The organism is Saccharopolyspora elongata, from assembly GCF_004348985.1.
In the GTDB taxonomy this organism is placed as follows: Bacteria; Actinomycetota; Actinomycetes; order Mycobacteriales; family Pseudonocardiaceae; genus Saccharopolyspora; species Saccharopolyspora elongata.
Window position 1 is genome coordinate 22,336 of record NZ_SMKW01000026.1, and the last position, 14,508, is coordinate 36,843.

At 72.9% G+C, this 14,508-nt stretch carries 12 protein-coding genes and 2 riboswitches; of the genes, 9 read left to right on the forward strand and 3 right to left on the reverse strand.

Annotated features, from left to right (window positions below; all coding sequences use genetic code 11):
* Window positions 1-25: 25 nt before the first annotated feature.
* Entirely contained in the window at window positions 26-625 is a 600-nt protein-coding gene (locus E1288_RS20100) for a LysR family transcriptional regulator (protein ID WP_268951848.1), read from the forward strand.
* On the forward strand, window positions 571-879 hold the full coding sequence (locus E1288_RS49850) for a LysR substrate-binding domain-containing protein (RefSeq protein WP_268951849.1): 309 nt from the start codon (window positions 571-573) through the stop codon (window positions 877-879). The genes E1288_RS20100 and E1288_RS49850 overlap by 55 nt, the downstream gene beginning before the upstream one ends.
* 51 nt (window positions 880-930) lie before the next feature.
* On the opposite strand, the gene E1288_RS20105 is transcribed toward E1288_RS49850, so the two are convergent.
* Window positions 931-1,200 (reverse strand): DUF1876 domain-containing protein, encoded by a 270-nt coding sequence (locus E1288_RS20105; RefSeq protein WP_132487319.1) that lies wholly within the window; start codon window positions 1,198-1,200, stop codon window positions 931-933.
* 489 nt (window positions 1,201-1,689) lie between these two features.
* A riboswitch (cobalamin riboswitch) is annotated at window positions 1,690-1,814 on the forward strand.
* Between the two features lie 95 nt (window positions 1,815-1,909).
* Here E1288_RS20105 and E1288_RS20110 point away from each other — a divergent pair.
* Complete coding sequence (locus E1288_RS20110) at window positions 1,910-2,947, forward strand: HoxN/HupN/NixA family nickel/cobalt transporter (RefSeq protein ID WP_235883682.1); 1,038 nt, start codon at window positions 1,910-1,912, stop codon at window positions 2,945-2,947.
* Window positions 2,948-3,092: 145 nt separating this feature from the next.
* Window positions 3,093-4,316, forward strand: coding sequence for a uroporphyrinogen-III C-methyltransferase (cobA, locus tag E1288_RS20115; protein ID WP_132487323.1), 1,224 nt, complete (start codon window positions 3,093-3,095; stop codon window positions 4,314-4,316).
* A 428-nt stretch (window positions 4,317-4,744) separates the two neighbouring features.
* Here cobA and cobN read toward each other — a convergent pair whose 3' ends face one another.
* Entirely contained in the window at window positions 4,745-8,359 is a 3,615-nt protein-coding gene (cobN, locus tag E1288_RS20120) for a cobaltochelatase subunit CobN (RefSeq protein ID WP_132487325.1), read from the reverse strand.
* 94 nt (window positions 8,360-8,453) lie between these two features.
* Window positions 8,454-8,640: riboswitch (cobalamin riboswitch) on the reverse strand.
* Between the two features lie 86 nt (window positions 8,641-8,726).
* On the opposite strand from cobN, the gene cobG reads away from it, so the two are divergent.
* From cobG to E1288_RS20135, 3 genes are read left to right on the forward strand one after another with little or no spacing between them, the layout of a single operon-like run.
* Window positions 8,727-9,953 carry a precorrin-3B synthase gene (gene cobG / locus E1288_RS20125; RefSeq protein ID WP_132487327.1) on the forward strand — a complete coding sequence of 409 codons (1,227 nt, stop codon included), beginning with the start codon at window positions 8,727-8,729 and terminating at the stop codon, window positions 9,951-9,953.
* Window positions 9,954-9,985: 32 nt separating this feature from the next.
* On the forward strand, window positions 9,986-10,612 hold the full coding sequence (locus tag E1288_RS20130; RefSeq protein WP_132487472.1) for a precorrin-8X methylmutase: 627 nt from the start codon (window positions 9,986-9,988) through the stop codon (window positions 10,610-10,612).
* The gene (locus E1288_RS20135) at window positions 10,609-12,129 is read left to right on the forward strand and encodes a precorrin-2 C(20)-methyltransferase (protein ID WP_132487329.1); all 1,521 of its coding nucleotides are present in this window, start codon (window positions 10,609-10,611) and stop codon (window positions 12,127-12,129) included. The genes E1288_RS20130 and E1288_RS20135 overlap by 4 nt, the downstream gene beginning before the upstream one ends.
* Here the strand turns inward: E1288_RS20135 and E1288_RS20140 are convergent.
* Window positions 12,117-12,872 carry a cobalt-precorrin-6A reductase gene (locus E1288_RS20140; protein ID WP_132487331.1) on the reverse strand — a complete coding sequence of 252 codons (756 nt, stop codon included), beginning with the start codon at window positions 12,870-12,872 and terminating at the stop codon, window positions 12,117-12,119. The genes E1288_RS20135 and E1288_RS20140 overlap by 13 nt on opposite strands.
* A 50-nt stretch (window positions 12,873-12,922) precedes the next feature.
* Between E1288_RS20140 and E1288_RS20145 the strand changes: the two genes are divergently transcribed.
* Together E1288_RS20145 and E1288_RS20150 are read left to right on the forward strand one after the other, a co-directional pair.
* Complete coding sequence (locus E1288_RS20145; protein ID WP_132487333.1) at window positions 12,923-14,017, forward strand: cobalt-precorrin-5B (C(1))-methyltransferase; 1,095 nt, start codon at window positions 12,923-12,925, stop codon at window positions 14,015-14,017.
* 56 nt (window positions 14,018-14,073) lie between these two features.
* On the forward strand, window positions 14,074-14,430 hold the full coding sequence (locus tag E1288_RS20150) for a VOC family protein (RefSeq protein WP_165968187.1): 357 nt from the start codon (window positions 14,074-14,076) through the stop codon (window positions 14,428-14,430).
* Window positions 14,431-14,508: the final 78 nt, after the last annotated feature.

A 14,508-nucleotide genomic window follows, 5' to 3' on the forward strand; every position in this document is an offset into this window, starting at 1 on the left:
ATCGCTGATCGGTTAGGGTGGTCGCATGAGTGCCGTTCTGGACATCGTCGCGTTGCGCAGCGTGGTCGCGGTCGCCGACTGCGGCGGGTTCCACCGGGCCGCCGCCGCGCTGTGCCTGACCCAGTCCGCGGTCAGCCAGCACCTCCGCAAGCTGGAGCGGGTGCTGGACCGGAAGCTGGTGGTCCGGGAGGGGCGGCAGGCCAAGTTCACCGCGTCCGGAGAGCTCCTGCTGGCGGAGGCGCGACGCATCCTCGACGCGCACGACGAAGCGCTGCGCCGGCTCGGCGCGGAGGAACGCCGCACGCTCGTCTTCGGCTCCACCGAGCACGCCGCCGACCGGCTGCTCCCCGAGCTGGCGACCCGGATGCGAGCCGCCTTCCCGGCGTTCGAGGTGCGGTTCCGGCTGGACCGGACGGCGCGGCTCGCGGAAGCGGTGGATCGCGGCAGCATCGACATCGCCCTGCTGATCGACCAGTCGGTCGGCGGGCGGAGCCGGGCGCGGGCCGGCTCCGGCTGGACTGGTACGCGGCACCGGACTGGGCGCCGCCGGGCCCCGGCGAGCCGCTGCCGATGGTCGTCTTCGACGAGCCGTGCATCATGCGGCGGCTCGCGGTCGACGCGGTGACCGGGATCGGCCGGCATCCGGACCTGGTGTGCGAGGCCGCCGATCTGGCCGGGGTGCTCGCGGCCGCGCGGTCCGGCCTCGGCGTCACGCTGCTGCCCTCGGCGAAGCCGCGCCTGGAAGGGCTGGTGGTGCGCGACGACCTCCCGCAGCTGGATTCCGCGCCGCTGCGGGTCCGGGCCCGCCCCGGGCTCGACGACGACCTCGCGGACCTCGTCGCGAAGACGGCGCGCGAGGTGGTCGAAGCGCATTCGTGAGACATGCCGGAGGGCGCCCCCGACGGATCGGAGACGCCCCCCGGCTGCGCGTCAGGCGGGCAGGTGCACGCGGCGGTGCAGGCGCTCGCCGATGTCGCTGGCCGCGTTGTCCAGCAGCTTGTGCGCCAGTTCGAACAGGGCGCGGGCGATCGCGATCTCGTCGCCGATCTGCGGTACCTCCGGGTCGTCCGGATGGCGGCGCGCGGTGCCGTGCCCGTGCAGCGCCTGACCGCCCGGGGTGGTGAACCCGACGTCGGCGGTGGTCTTCGCGCCCGCCTCCACGACCTGGAGGTTCAGCGTGATGGTGTGGGTCTCGTTCATGGTCGCCTGCTTCCTACTCGTTGTTCTTACTTGTTCGAGCAGGACATTTCGCTCTCCGCCGTACCACTGGTGCACGGCTGGAGTCCAGGCTGGGCAGTCTCAGCCGATCGGCCATCGTTCCGCGAGCTGTGGTGATGGCTACGTCCCGTTCTCTTGCCGGGGAACCCCGCATGAACGGTGACGCACCAGCCTGGGCTGATACGTGTGATCCCTGGGTCCTGAACGGGCCGTTGCCGGGAACATCCCGACGCCTGGCAGCCTACTCGATCTCTCCAGTTCTGATCAAATACGCCCAGGTAAACCGGGCTCTTGAGGTCGCCGTAGCCCAAGCATGCGCTGGCCGACCGGAACGAGGGAAGAGTCGAATTCACCCGTTCGGGCAGCTGGTCGGGCGGGCCGATCAGTTGACCTGCCGTCCCGCCGTGATCGACTTCACCCGGGGTTTGACCTCGGGTCGCGGGGCAGGCAAGGATACGGCCGCCGACAGTGCAGGAACCCGGTGCGAATCCGGGACGGTCCCGCCACTGTGACCGGGGAGTGGGCCCCACTCGTTGCCACGGCTGCGTGCAGCTGGAAGGCCGGGGTGCCGCGTCGATCCGGGAGTCAGGAGACTGCGCGCCGGCCCCGCGCCGCGCCGCGGCGTGCGGACACCGAGCCCCTCGGGCGGGAAACCCAGGAGGTCGGATATCCCATGTCTCGGGATGCCGAAGTGAGTCGGCCGCAGGCCGGTTGGGGCGCCACCGAGCGCCGGAAAGCAGCGGTCGTGCTGGCCGCCGTCGGAGTGCTCCACCTGGCGGGTTGGGGCGCGTACCTGCTGCAGCAGCAGGAATTCGGCGCCGTGGGAGGACTCGCCGCCGCGGGGATGACCGCGTACCTGCTCGGCTTGCGCCACGGGTTCGACGCCGACCACGTCGCGGTGATCGACGACGCCACGCGGCTGCTGATGCAGCGCGGCAGACGACCGGTGTCGACCGGCATGTGGTTCGCCCTCGGACACGCCAGCGTGGTGCTCTTCCTCGCCGTCGCGGTCGCTTTCATCGCCGGGCCCGCCGCGCAGCGGTGGGCCGAGGAAGCGGGCGTGCGGATCGCCACGGCGGTGGACCTGATCGTGATCGCGGTCCTGACCGCGCTGGCCGTGCTCAACGCGCTGGTGCTGCGCGATGCCCTGCGGCTGCTGCGCCGCGCCCGCCGCGGCGCGGTCGACGAGGCCGAGGTCGAGCTGGTGCTCGGGCGGCGCGGCCTGCTCGCCCGGGTGCTGCGGGGGCGGATGCGCAACGTGGCCCGCTCCTGGCACCTGTTCGGCATCGGGCTGCTGTTCGGGCTCGGCATGCAGACCGCCACCGAGATCACCGTGCTCGCCATGGTCTCCCCGACCGAGCACCTGTCCGCGATCGCCGTGCTGAGCCTGCCGCTGCTGTTCGCCGCCGGAATGTGCACAGTGGACAGCGTGGACGGCATGCTGATGTCCCGGGCCTACACGTGGTCGCTGGCGCGGCCGCTGCGGCGGTTGTGGGTGAACGTGACGACCACCGCGCTGACGGTGGTGCTCGCCGCGGTCGTCGCGCTGGTCGTCCTCGCCGGGTTGCTCCAGGAGCTCGGCGTGTCCTTCGCGGAGCCGATCGCGGCCATCGGTAACCACTTCGAACTGCTCGGCTATCTGACGCTGGCCGCTTTCATGGCAGTATGGGGCGGCGCCGCGCTCTGGTGGAAAGTCGCCGCCCGCGGCGACGACGCGGAACGCGCGTGACCGGCGTCCACCGGCTGTGCCAGGTGGCGCCCCGCGGTCAGGCCGGTGATCGTGAGCCACGACGAGGTGGCCTACCGCGTGGCTGCGCCCCCGAGCACAAGGCCCCGGCGAGTTCGCCGGGGCGGAGCCGACATGGACTACGGACATGACCAAGCACACTGAACAGCACTACTTCGCCGGGCTCGACCTCGCCGGGAAGCGGGTGGTCGTCGTCGGCGCGGGCACCGTCGCGCAACGCCGGGTCCCGCGCCTGATCAACTCCGGTGCGCTGGTCGACGTGATCGCGCCGGAGGCGACCCCGGCCGTCGAGGCGATGGCAGAGGCAGGCGACCTGACGTGGCACCGGCGCCCCTACGCCGACGGCGACCTGGAAGGTGCTTGGTACGTCGTGGCGTGCGCGACCGGGGCCGAGGTGAACGCCGCGGTCGCGGCCGAAGCCGAGCGGCGCCGCATCTTCTGCGTCCGCGCCGACGACGCCTCGCAGGGGACCGCCGTCACGCCCGCGGTGGCCCAGCACGGCGGGCTGCTGCTCGGCGTGCTTGCAGGCGGCGACCACCGGCGCTCCGCCGCCGTGCGGGACGGGCTCGTGGAGGCGTTGCGCACCGGTGTGGTCGACGAGCGGTCCGAGCCGCCGGCGCCGGGCGTCGCGCTCGTGGGCGGCGGCCCGGGCGACCCGGACCTGATCACGGTCCGCGGGCGCCAGCTGCTGGGCCGCGCGGACGTGGTGATCACCGACCGCCTGGCGCCGCGCGAGCTGCTCGAAGAGCTCGGCCCGCACGTGGAGGTCGTGGACGCCTCGAAGATCCCCTACGGGCGGGCGGCCAACCAGGACGTCATCAACTCGCTGCTGATCGAGCACGCCAAGGCCGGCAAGTTCGTGGTCCGGCTCAAGGGCGGCGACCCGTACCTGTTCGGGCGCGGGTTCGAGGAGCTGCTGGCGTGCGTCGAGGCCGGGGTCGCGGTGACCTCGGTTCCCGGGATCACCAGCGCCTTCGCGGCTCCCGCCGCGGCCGACGTGCCGGTCACCCATCGCGGCGTCGCGCACGAGGTCGTGGTCGTGTCCGGGCACGTCGGGCCGCACGACGAGCAGTCGCTGGTGGACTGGCCGGCGCTGGGCCGGCTGCGCGGCACCCTGGTGCTGATGATGGCGGTCAAGCGGATCCGGGAGTTCGCGGCCGTCCTGATCGAGCACGGACGAGACCCGAAGTCGCCGGTCGCGGTGGTGCAGGAAGGCACCACGCGCAACCAGCAGACGCTCCGCACCACGCTCGGCGAGGTCGCCGACGCCGTGCGGGACGCGGAGATCAAGCCGCCCGCGGTGATCGTCGTCGGTCCGGTGGCGGACCTCGCTCCGGAATCGCGCCGGTAGCGGCGGAGCCCCGCAATTTCCATTGAGCGTTTTTCATCCTGGTCGGCCCGCAGCCGCGGGTCGCAAAGCTGCACGTCGATGGGGTGCCGCATGCGCCGCAGGCGCATAACCCACCTACGACACCTGCACCGCCGCGGGTTCTCAGAGGCTTCCTGGCGAGGACGGCCCTGACGCCGTGTATTGGACATACATAAGTCAGGGCACCCACAGTCCAGGGAGCCTCTGAGGTTCCGCTACCCGCACCGCCACGCAAAACGAGGTTGGAAAAACCTCATTGAAATCGAACCTTCGATTTCAATGGAAATTGCGGACCGTCGGCGTCTCGCGCCACGACACGCCGATGGCTGTGGACAACCTCCGCAATTTCAATGGAAATTGCGGGAGGCCGGGGCGGGGTCTGGTAGCTCTGGCCCGCCCCGGACCGGTTGTCAGCGCTGGCCGGGACCGTCCTCCAGATCACCCTCGGTCTGCAGGTACACGTCCTGCAGCGCCTGCAAGGTGTCCGGGTTCGGCTCCTGCCACATCTGCCGGTTGGCGGCCTCCAGCAGCCGCTCGGTGATGCCGTGCAGCGCCCACGGGTTGGACTCGGTGAGGAACCGCTGGTTCTCCTCGTCCAGCACGTAGGTCTCGGCGAGCTTCTCGTACATCCAGTCGGCCACGACGCCGGTCGTGGCGTCGTAGCCGAACAGGTAGTCCACCGTCGCCGCCAGCTCGAACGCGCCCTTGTAGCCGTGGCGGCGCATCGCCGCCAGCCACCGCGGGTTGACGACGCGGGCCCGGAACACCCGCGACGTCTCCTCGGTCAGGGACCGGGTGCGGATCGAGTCGGGGCGCGTGCTGTCGCCGATGTAGGCCGCTGGGGCCTTGCCGGTCAGCGCGCGGACCGTGGCGATCATGCCGCCGTGGTACTGGAAGTAGTCGTCGGAGTCGGCGATGTCGTGCTCGCGCGTGTCGGTGTTCTTCGCCGCCACGGAGATCCGCTTGTAGGCGCTCTCCATGTCGGCGCGGGCCGGTTCGCCGTCCAGCTCGCGCCCGTAGGCGAAGCCGCCCCACACCGCGTACACCTCGGCCAGGTCGGCGTCGTCGCGCCAGTTCCGGCTGTCGATCAGCGGCAGGATCCCCGCGCCGTACGCGCCCGGCTTGGAGCCGAAGATCCGCATCGTGGCGCGCCGCTCGTCGCCGTGCTCGGCGAGGTCGGCGCGCGCGTGCGCCCGCACGAAGTTCTGCTCGTCCGGCTCGTCGAGGGCGGCTACCAGGCGCACGGCGTCGTCGAGGAGCGCGACCACGTGCGGGAAGGCGTCCCGGAAGAAACCGCTGATGCGGACCGTGACGTCGATGCGGGGGCGGCCCAGCTCGTCGAGCGGGATCACCTCCAGCCCGTTGACCCGGCGCGACGCCTCGTCCCAGGTCGGCCGGACACCGAGCAGCGCCAGCACCTCCGCGATGTCGTCGCCGGACGTGCGCATCGCGCTGGTGCCCCACACCGACAGGCCGACCGAGCGGGGCCAGTCGCCGGTGTCGGCGCGGTAGCGGTCGAGCAGGGATTCGGCGATCGCCCACCCCGTCTCCCAGGCCAGGCGGCTGGGCACGGCCTTGGGGTCGACCGAGTAGAAGTTGCGGCCGGTGGGCAGGACGTTGACCAGCCCGCGCAGCGGCGACCCGCTGGGACCTGCGGGAACGTACCCGCCTTCGAGGGCGTGCAGCGTCGCGGTCATCTCGTCGGTCGTGGCGGCGAGCCGCGGCACCACCTCGGTCGCGGCGAACTCCAGCACCCGCACGACCGCGTCCTCGGCGGTGCCGAGGACCTCCCGGCAGACCTCCGGCGCCGAATCCGGGCTCCAGCCGCGGTCCTCCATCGCCTGGACCAGGGCGTGCGCGCGGGTCTCGACGTCGTCGACCTGCTCCCGGGCCGCGCTGCCGTCCTCGGCGAGCCCTAGTGCTTCCCGCAAGCCGGGCAGCGCGGCGCTCTGCCCGCTCCACATCTGGCGCGCGCGCAGCATCGCGAGCACGAGGTTCACCCGGGCCTCGCCGGCCGGGGCGTCGCCGAGCACGTGCAGGCCGTCGCGGATCTGGGCGTCCTTGACCTCGCAGAGCCAGCCGTCGACGTGCAGCAGCATGTCGTCGAATTCCGCGTCGTGCGGCCGTTCGTCGAGCCCGAGGTCGTGGTCGAGCTTGGCGGCCTGCATCAGCGTCCAGATCTGGCTGCGGATCGCGGGCAGCTTCGCCGGGTCCATCGCGGAGATGTTGGCGTGCTCGTCGAGGAGCTGTTCCAGCCGGGCGATGTCGCCGTAGCTCTCCGCGCGGGCCATGGGCGGCACGAGGTGGTCGACCAGGGTGGCGTGCACCCGGCGCTTGGCCTGGGTGCCCTCGCCGGGGTCGTTGACCAGGAACGGGTAGATCAGCGGGAGGTCGGCGATCGCGGCGTCCGGGGCGCACGAGGCGGACATGCCCGCCGTCTTCCCGGGCAGCCATTCGAGGTTGCCGTGCTTGCCCAGGTGCACCATGGCGTGGGCGCCGAACTCGTCGATCAGCCAGCGGTAGGCCGCCAGGTAGTGGTGGCTCGGCGGCAGGTCCGGGTCGTGGTAGATCGCGATCGGGTTCTCGCCGAAACCGCGCGGCGGCTGCACCATGAGCACGACGTTGCCCGCGCGGACGGCGGCGAGCACGATCTCGCCCTCCGGGTCCTGGGAGCGGTCGACGAACAGCTCGCCCGGCGGCGGTCCCCAGTGCTGCTCGATCGCGGTGCGCAGGTCCTCGGGCAGCGTCGCGAACCAGCTCGCGTACCGGCGCGCGGGGATGCGGACCGGGTTGCCGCTGAGCTGCTCCTCGGACAGCCAGTCGCGGTCCTGGCCACCGGCGGCGATCAGCGCGTGGATCAGCGCATCGCCGTCCTGGTCCGCGACGCCGGGCAGCGCGTCGGGGCCGTCCTCGGGGCCGATGTCGTAGCCCTGCTCGCGCAGCGCCCGCAGCAGGCGGACCGCGCTGACCGGCGTGTCCAGGCCGACCGCGTTGCCGATCCGGGAGTGCTTGGTCGGGTAGGCCGACAGCATCAGCGCCAGCCGCTTGTCCTGCGGCGGCACGTGCCGCAGCGTCGCGTGCCGGACCGCGATGCCGGCGACCCGGGCCGCCCGTTCGCGGTCGGCCACGTAGACCGGCAGCCCCTCGGCATCGTTCTCCTTGAAGGAGAAGGGCACGGTGATCAGGCGGCCGTCGAACTCGGGCACGGCGACCTGCGTGGCCATGTCCAGCGGCGACAGGCCCTCGTCGTTGTCCTCCCAGGCCTCGCGGCTGCTGGTCAGGCACAGCCCCTGCAGGATTGGGATGTCGAGTTCGGCGAGCGCGCCGACGTCCCACGCCTCGTCGTCACCGCCGGCGGAGGCCGTGGCGGGCTTCGTGCCGCCTGCGGCGAGCACGGTGACTACCAGTGCGTCCGCCCGGCCGAGCTGTTCCAGCAGCTGCGGGTCGGGCGCCCGCAGGGAGGCGCAGAACAGCGGCAGGGCCTGGCCACCGGCGTCTTCGATGGCCTCGCACAGCGCGTTCGCGAACGCGGTGTTGCCCGCCATGTGGTGCGCGCGGTAGTAGAGCACGGCGACGGTCGGGCCTTCGGCGCGCCGCGGGGTCCGCTCCAGCACGCCCCAGGTCGGCGTCTCCGCCGGCGGCTCGAAGCCGTGCCCGGTGAGCAGGATCGTGTCGGACAGGAAGCGGTGCAGCTGAGCCAGGTTGTCCGGACCGCCGTGGGCGAGGTAGCGGTGCGCTTCGGCGCACACCCCGCCCGGCACGGTCGAGCATTCCATCAGTTCCGCGTCCGGGGCCTGTTCGCCGCCGAGCACGATCACCGGGCGCGGGCCCGCGAGCAGCGCGTCCAGGCCCTCTTCCCAGGCCCGGCGGCCGCCGAGCAGCCGCACGACGACGAGGTCGACGTCCTCCAGCAGCGGGGGCAGGTCGTCCACGCCCAGCCGCGCCGGGTTGCCGAGCCGGTACTCGGCGTCGGCGGCCCGCGCGCTGAGCAGATCGGTGTCCGAAGTGGACAGAAGTAGGATCATGCGGATCGCTCCTCGGCGTGGCGACCGGCGTCGCGGGACCTGGGCGCGCGTGCGCAGCGCATGACGGCACCTCCCTCGGGGTCCTCGCCCCGGTTCGTAGGTCGCGGCGACCGGAGTCTCCTGGCTCCCGGATCAGCGCTCGCTCCGTCTTCCCGTCCAGTTAGGACAGTGACTTCCCTGGAGTCCGCTCCCCGGTGACAGTGGCGGGACCGCGCCGGATTCGCACCGGCTTCCTCCACCGTCGCCGCTGAATGCTGCGACCACTCTTCGCAACGGGGCGATCTTACGTCAAGCGGCGCGGGCATGACGCACGTCGCATCGCGCTTGTTTTGCGTCCGCAACTACCTGGGTCCGTAGTATCTGCCGGGTGTTGCACAGAGCCAGACCAGAGCGGGACGCGTGTCCCGGCGCGCTGCGGGTGCACGAGGCAGCCGACGGCGGACTGGCCCGCATCCGAGTCCCGGGCGGCGTGCTCACGCCGCCCCAGGCCCGGGCGATCGCGGCGGCCGCGGCGCTCGGCGACGGCGGCGCGGAGCTCACCTCGCGGGCGAACGTGCAGGTGCGCGGACTGCCCGCGGGAGCGGAGGAGGAACTCGCCGCCGGGCTCCGGACGGCGGGGCTGCTGCCGTCGGCAACGCACGAGCGGGTCCGCAACATCATCGGCTCGCCCTCGGCGGACGGCCGCGAGCTGGTCGACGTGCGGGCGGTGGCCCGGGAACTCGACGCGGCGCTCTGCGCGACGCCATCGCTGGCGGACCTGCCAGGACGTTTCCTGTTCGCCGTCGACGACGGCAGCGCGGACGTCATCTCGCTCGGCGCCGATGTCGGCCTGCTCGCGGAGCGCGCCGACACCCTGGCGCTGGTGCTCGCAGGTCTGGATTCCGGAGTGCGATCGACCCCGGACCAGGCCGCCGGCGTCGCCATCGCCGCAGCGGAGGCGTTCCTGGCGGAGAAGGCCGAGCAAGGGCGCTCGGCTTGGCGACTGGCCGAACTCGACGATGGTGCGCGCCGGATCGCCGATCGCCTCGGCGCCGTTCCGGCAGGGCCGCTGCCTGCGACCCAGCCGGCGACGCATTCGCAGGTCGGCGCGGTGGAACGGCCCGGCGGAACGGTCGCGGTGGTGGCCGGGGCACCACTGGGCCGCCTGTCGCGGGACCAGCTGGATATCATCACCGCCGCGTCCGAGGCCGCGGGCGAACTTCGCCTGACGCCGTGGCGGACCGTCGTCCTGCCCGGCTTGCGGCCGGACGAAGCCGGTCGGTGGCTCTCGGACCTCGGCGCGCACGGCCTGCTCGTCGATCCGTCCTCGGCCGGTGCCGGGGTGACTGCGTGCGCCGGTCGTCCGGGGTGCGCGAAGGCGCGGGCCGACGTCCGCGAAGACGCCCGGCGCGCAGTGCGAGCCCCGGCGGGCGGCGCTCTGCCGGTGCATTGGTCGGGTTGCGAACGGCGCTGCGGCCGACCGCAGGGGCGCGTCGTGGAAGTGCTGGCGACCGGTGCCGGCTACGAGGTCGGTCTCGACGGCGAGACGCGGGCATCCGGCGCCGATGTCGACCAGGTATCCGCCGCGCTCGTCGCGGCACGGAGGGCAGTGTGAACGAGAACAACGGGGCGACCCGGTACCGCGGGGTGCCCGAATACGTCCGGGAAGGGGCGGAGATCTACCGCCGCTCCTTCGCCACGATCCGCGCGGAAGCCGCCCTGAGCGGCCTGCCGCCGGAGGTGGCCGGGGTAGCGGTGCGGATGATCCACGCCTGCGGCATGGTCGACCTGGTCGACGACCTGGCGTACTCGGCGGACGCGGTGCTCAACGCGCGCGCGGCCCTCCGCGCCGGTGTGCCGGTGCTGTGCGACGCCGCGATGGTCGCCGCCGGCGTGACCCGGCGCCGCCTGCCCGCGGACAACGACGTGATCTGCACGCTGTCCGACGAGCGGGTCCCGGACCTGGCCCGCGAGCTGGGCACGACGCGCAGCGCCGCGGCACTGGAGCTGTGGCGCGACCGGCTGGCGGGATCGGTCGTCGCGATCGGCAACGCCCCGACGGCGCTGTTCCGGCTGCTGGAGATGATCGAGGACGGCGCCCCGAAGCCCGCCGCGGTGCTCGGGCTGCCCGTCGGCTTCATCGGTGCGGCGGAATCGAAGGAGGCGTTGGCGGCGCACCCCGCCGGGCTGGACCACCTGGTGGTGCACGGCCGCCGCGGCGGCAGCGCCATGGCGGTGGCCGCCATCAACGCGATCGCGAGCGAGGAAGAGTGAGCAGCAACGGCAAGGGCACGCTTTTCGGCGTGGGTCTCGGCCCCGGCGACCCGGAGCTGGTGACGGTCAAGGCCGCCCGGCTGATCGAGCGGGCCGAGGTGATCGCGTACCACAGCGCCCGGCACGGCAGGAGCATCGCGAGGTCCGTCGCCGAGCCGTACCTGCGGCCGGGGCAGATCGAGGAGGCCCTCGTCTACCCGGTGACCACCGAGACCACCGACCACCCGGGCGGCTACCAGGGCGCCATCGACGAGTTCTACGCGGACTGCGCGGCCCGGCTCGCGGCGCACCTCGACGCTGGGCGGGACGTCGTCGTGCTCGCCGAGGGCGACCCGCTCTTCTACGGCTCCTACATGCACATGCACAAGCGGCTGGCCGGCCGCTTCCGCGCGGAGGTCGTCCCCGGCATCACCTCGGTCAGCGGGGCGTCGGCGGCGCTCGGGCGCCCGCTGGCCGAACGCGACGAGATCTTCACCGTGCTGCCGGGCACCCTCCCGCCGGACGTCCTCGCCGAACGGCTCGCCACGACCGATGCCGCCGCGGTGCTCAAGCTGGGGCGCACCTTCGAAGGCGTGCGGCAGGCGTTCGAGAAGGCGGGCCGCCTGGACCAGGCCTGGTACGCCGAGCGCGCGACCACGGATCGGCAGCGCTTGCAGCCGCTCGCGGACGTCGACCCGGAAACCGTCCCGTACTTCTCGCTGGCGCTGCTGCCCGGACCGGCGAATTCGGACACCGCGATCCACGCCGCCGCCGCGGCCGCCGACCGCGGCGCGGAACGGGGCGAGGTCGTGGTGGTCGGGCTCGGCCCCGGCGGCCGCGAGTGGGTGACGCCGGAGGCGCAGGCTGCGCTCGCCGCGGCCGACGACCTGGTCGGTTACGCCCCGTACCTCGCCCGGATCCCGGACAACCCGCGGCAGCGCAAGCACGCGTCCGACAACCGGGTGGAGGCCGAACGCGCGGAGTTCGCGCTGGAGCTGGCCAGGCGCGGGTCGCGGGTCGCGGTGGTCTCCTCCGGCGATCCCGGGGTGTTCGCGATGGCCAGCGCGGTGCTGGAGGTCGCGGCGGAGCGATCGGACGTGCCCGTGCGCGTCCTGCCCGGCATGACGGCGGCGCAGGCGGTGGCCAGCCGCGTCGGCGCGCCGCTGGGCCACGACTTCTGCGTGCTGTCGCTCTCCGACCGGCTCAAGCCGTGGGAGGTGATCGTCGAGCGGCTGCGGGCCGCGGCGTCGGCGGACCTGGTCATGGCGATCTACAACCCCGCTTCGCGCAGCCGGACCTGGCAGGTCGCGGCCGCCCGGGACGCGGTCCTGGAGCACCGCTCGCCCGACACGCCGGTGGTCATCGGACGGGACGTCGGCGGCCCGGCGGAGAGCATCAAGGTGGTGCGCCTGGCCGACCTCGATCCGTCCGATGTGGACATGCGATGCCTGCTGCTGATCGGCTCGTCGACGACGCGGCTCGTCGGCGGCGCCGACGGGCGCGACGTCGTGTTCACGCCGCGGCGCTACCCGGCGTGATCTCGTTGGCGCAGCGCGGAATCAAGCCAGGCGACGGCGTCCTCGACCGTCTCGGCCGAGGGTGCGGCGGGCTGGGGCGGCCGCTGGACCACCACTACCGGCAGCCCGAGCTCGCGGGCCGCGGTGAGCTTCGCGCTCGTCATCGAACCGCCGCTGTTCTTGGTGACGACGACGTCGATGCGGTGCTCCCGCAGCAGTGCGACCTCGTCGTCGACCGTGAACGGCCCGCGGGCGAGCAGCACCGTGGTGTGCGGCGGCAGCGGCGGTTCCGGCGGATCGACGGTCCGCACCAGGAATCGCAGGTCGAGCGCGGCGAAGTGCGCGAGGCCCTGCCGGCCGGTGGTGAGGAAGATCCGTTCGCCGAGCTCGGGCAGCAGCTCCGCGGCCGCGGCCAAGGACGCCGCCGCCCGCCAGTCGTCCCCGGGGCCCGGCCGCCACGCGGGACGGCGCAGCACCAGGATCGGGCATCCCGCGCGTTCCGCTGCCGCCACGGCGTTCTCGGTGATCGTGCCGGCGAACGGGTGGGTGGCGTCGACGACCGCGTCGACCTGCTCGCGCCGAATCCACTCGGCCAGCCCGTCGACACCGCCGAAGCCGCCGACGCGCACCTCGCCCGGCGGCAGCTGCGGCTCGCGGACCCGGCCGGCGAGGGAGGACGTGACGCGCAGGTCCGGCCGCTCGGCGAGCCGTTCGGCGAGCTTCCTGGCCTCGCCGGTGCCACCGAGGACGAGCACGCGGGTCATCCGACCCGCCCCGTTGTCGCTGCGAACCGCATGAGGAGCATTCTCCCGGTATGAGCGGGCGAGGGGAGGGATCGGGCCTCCGGTACGGCTGGACGACGGGGGCCTGCGCCACGGCGTCGACGGCGGCTGCCTACACGGCGCTGCTGACCGGGACGTTCCCAGATCCCGTCGAGATCGTCCTGCCGAAGGGGCACTGCCCGGCGTTCGCGCTCGCGCGCGAACGGCTGGGCAACGGCTTCGCGACGGCCGGCGTGATCAAGGACGCCGGCGACGACCCCGACGTCACGCACGGCGCTCTCGTGTCGGTCACGGTCCGCCCCGCGGAACCGGGGCAGGGCGTGGTGTTCCGAGCGGGGGAAGGCGTGGGCACCATCACCAAGCCCGGCCTGCCGCTGCCGGTCGGCGAACCGGCGATCAACCCCGTGCCGCGGCAGCTGATCCGCGACGTCGTCGCGCGCGTCGCCGCGGAGCACGCCGGCAGCGGCGACGTCGTCGTCGAGGTGTCCGTCGACGACGGGGCGGAACTCGCCCGGCACACCTGGAACCCGCGGCTGGGAATCCTGGGCGGACTGTCCATCTTGGGCACCACGGGCGTCGTCGTGCCGTACTCGTGCTCGGCGTGGATCGACAGCATCCGCCGCGGTGTCGACGTCGCCCGGGCGGCGGGGCTCGAACACGTCGCCGGGTGCACGGGGAGCACCTCGGAGAAGGTCGCCGCGGAACTCCACGCGCTGCCCGGCGAGGCGCTGCTCGACATGGGCGACTTCGCCGGCGCGGTGCTGAAGTACCTGCGGCGGCACCCGGTTCCCCGGCTCACGATCGCCGGCGGCATCGGGAAGATCTCCAAGCTCGCCGACGGGCACATGGACCTGCACTCCAAGCGGTCCCAGGTCGATTTCGGCTCGCTCGCCGGGATCGTGCGCGACGCGGGCGGCAGCGGCGAACTGGTCGCCCGGGTCAGGGGCGCCAACACCGCGCTCGAAGCGCTGCAGCTCTGCCGCGCCGCGAGCCTGCCGCTCGGCGATCTCATCGCCGAGCGGGCACGGGCGGTGTGCCTCGAAACCCTGCGCGGGGCACCGGTTTCGGTGGACGTCGTCGTCATCGACCGGGCGGGCACGATCGTTGGCCGCACCGAGGCGGACTAGCGCGGGCCACCGCAATTCGGTGGTGCTCGGAGCGGAGTTCGGGAAGGCTCGCGCGCATGGTTTCGGTATTGCAGAACGTGGCGATCGACTGCGCGGACGCCTACGAGCTCGCCCGGTTCTGGAGCAGCGTGACCGGCCGGCCGCTGCATCCGGAGTGCGAGCCGGGTGACCGGGAGACCGAGGTGATGCTGGCCGAGGGACCGGTGCTGCACTTCAACCAGGTGCCCGAGCCCAAGGAGATCAAGAACCGGATCCACCTGTGCTTGCGCCCCGACACCTCGCGCGAGCAGGAGGTGGAACGGCTGGTAGCGCGGCGACGCCCGGTTCCGTGCTCGCCGCGTGGGTTCGCGGTGGTCGAGTTTCGGTGGACGTCGTCGTCATCGACCGAGCAGGCACCATCGTCGGCCGCATGACCACCGCCACCACCTGAGAGCTCGCCCGGGGACGTCCCGCAATTTCCATTGAAATCGAACCTTCGATTTCAATGGAAA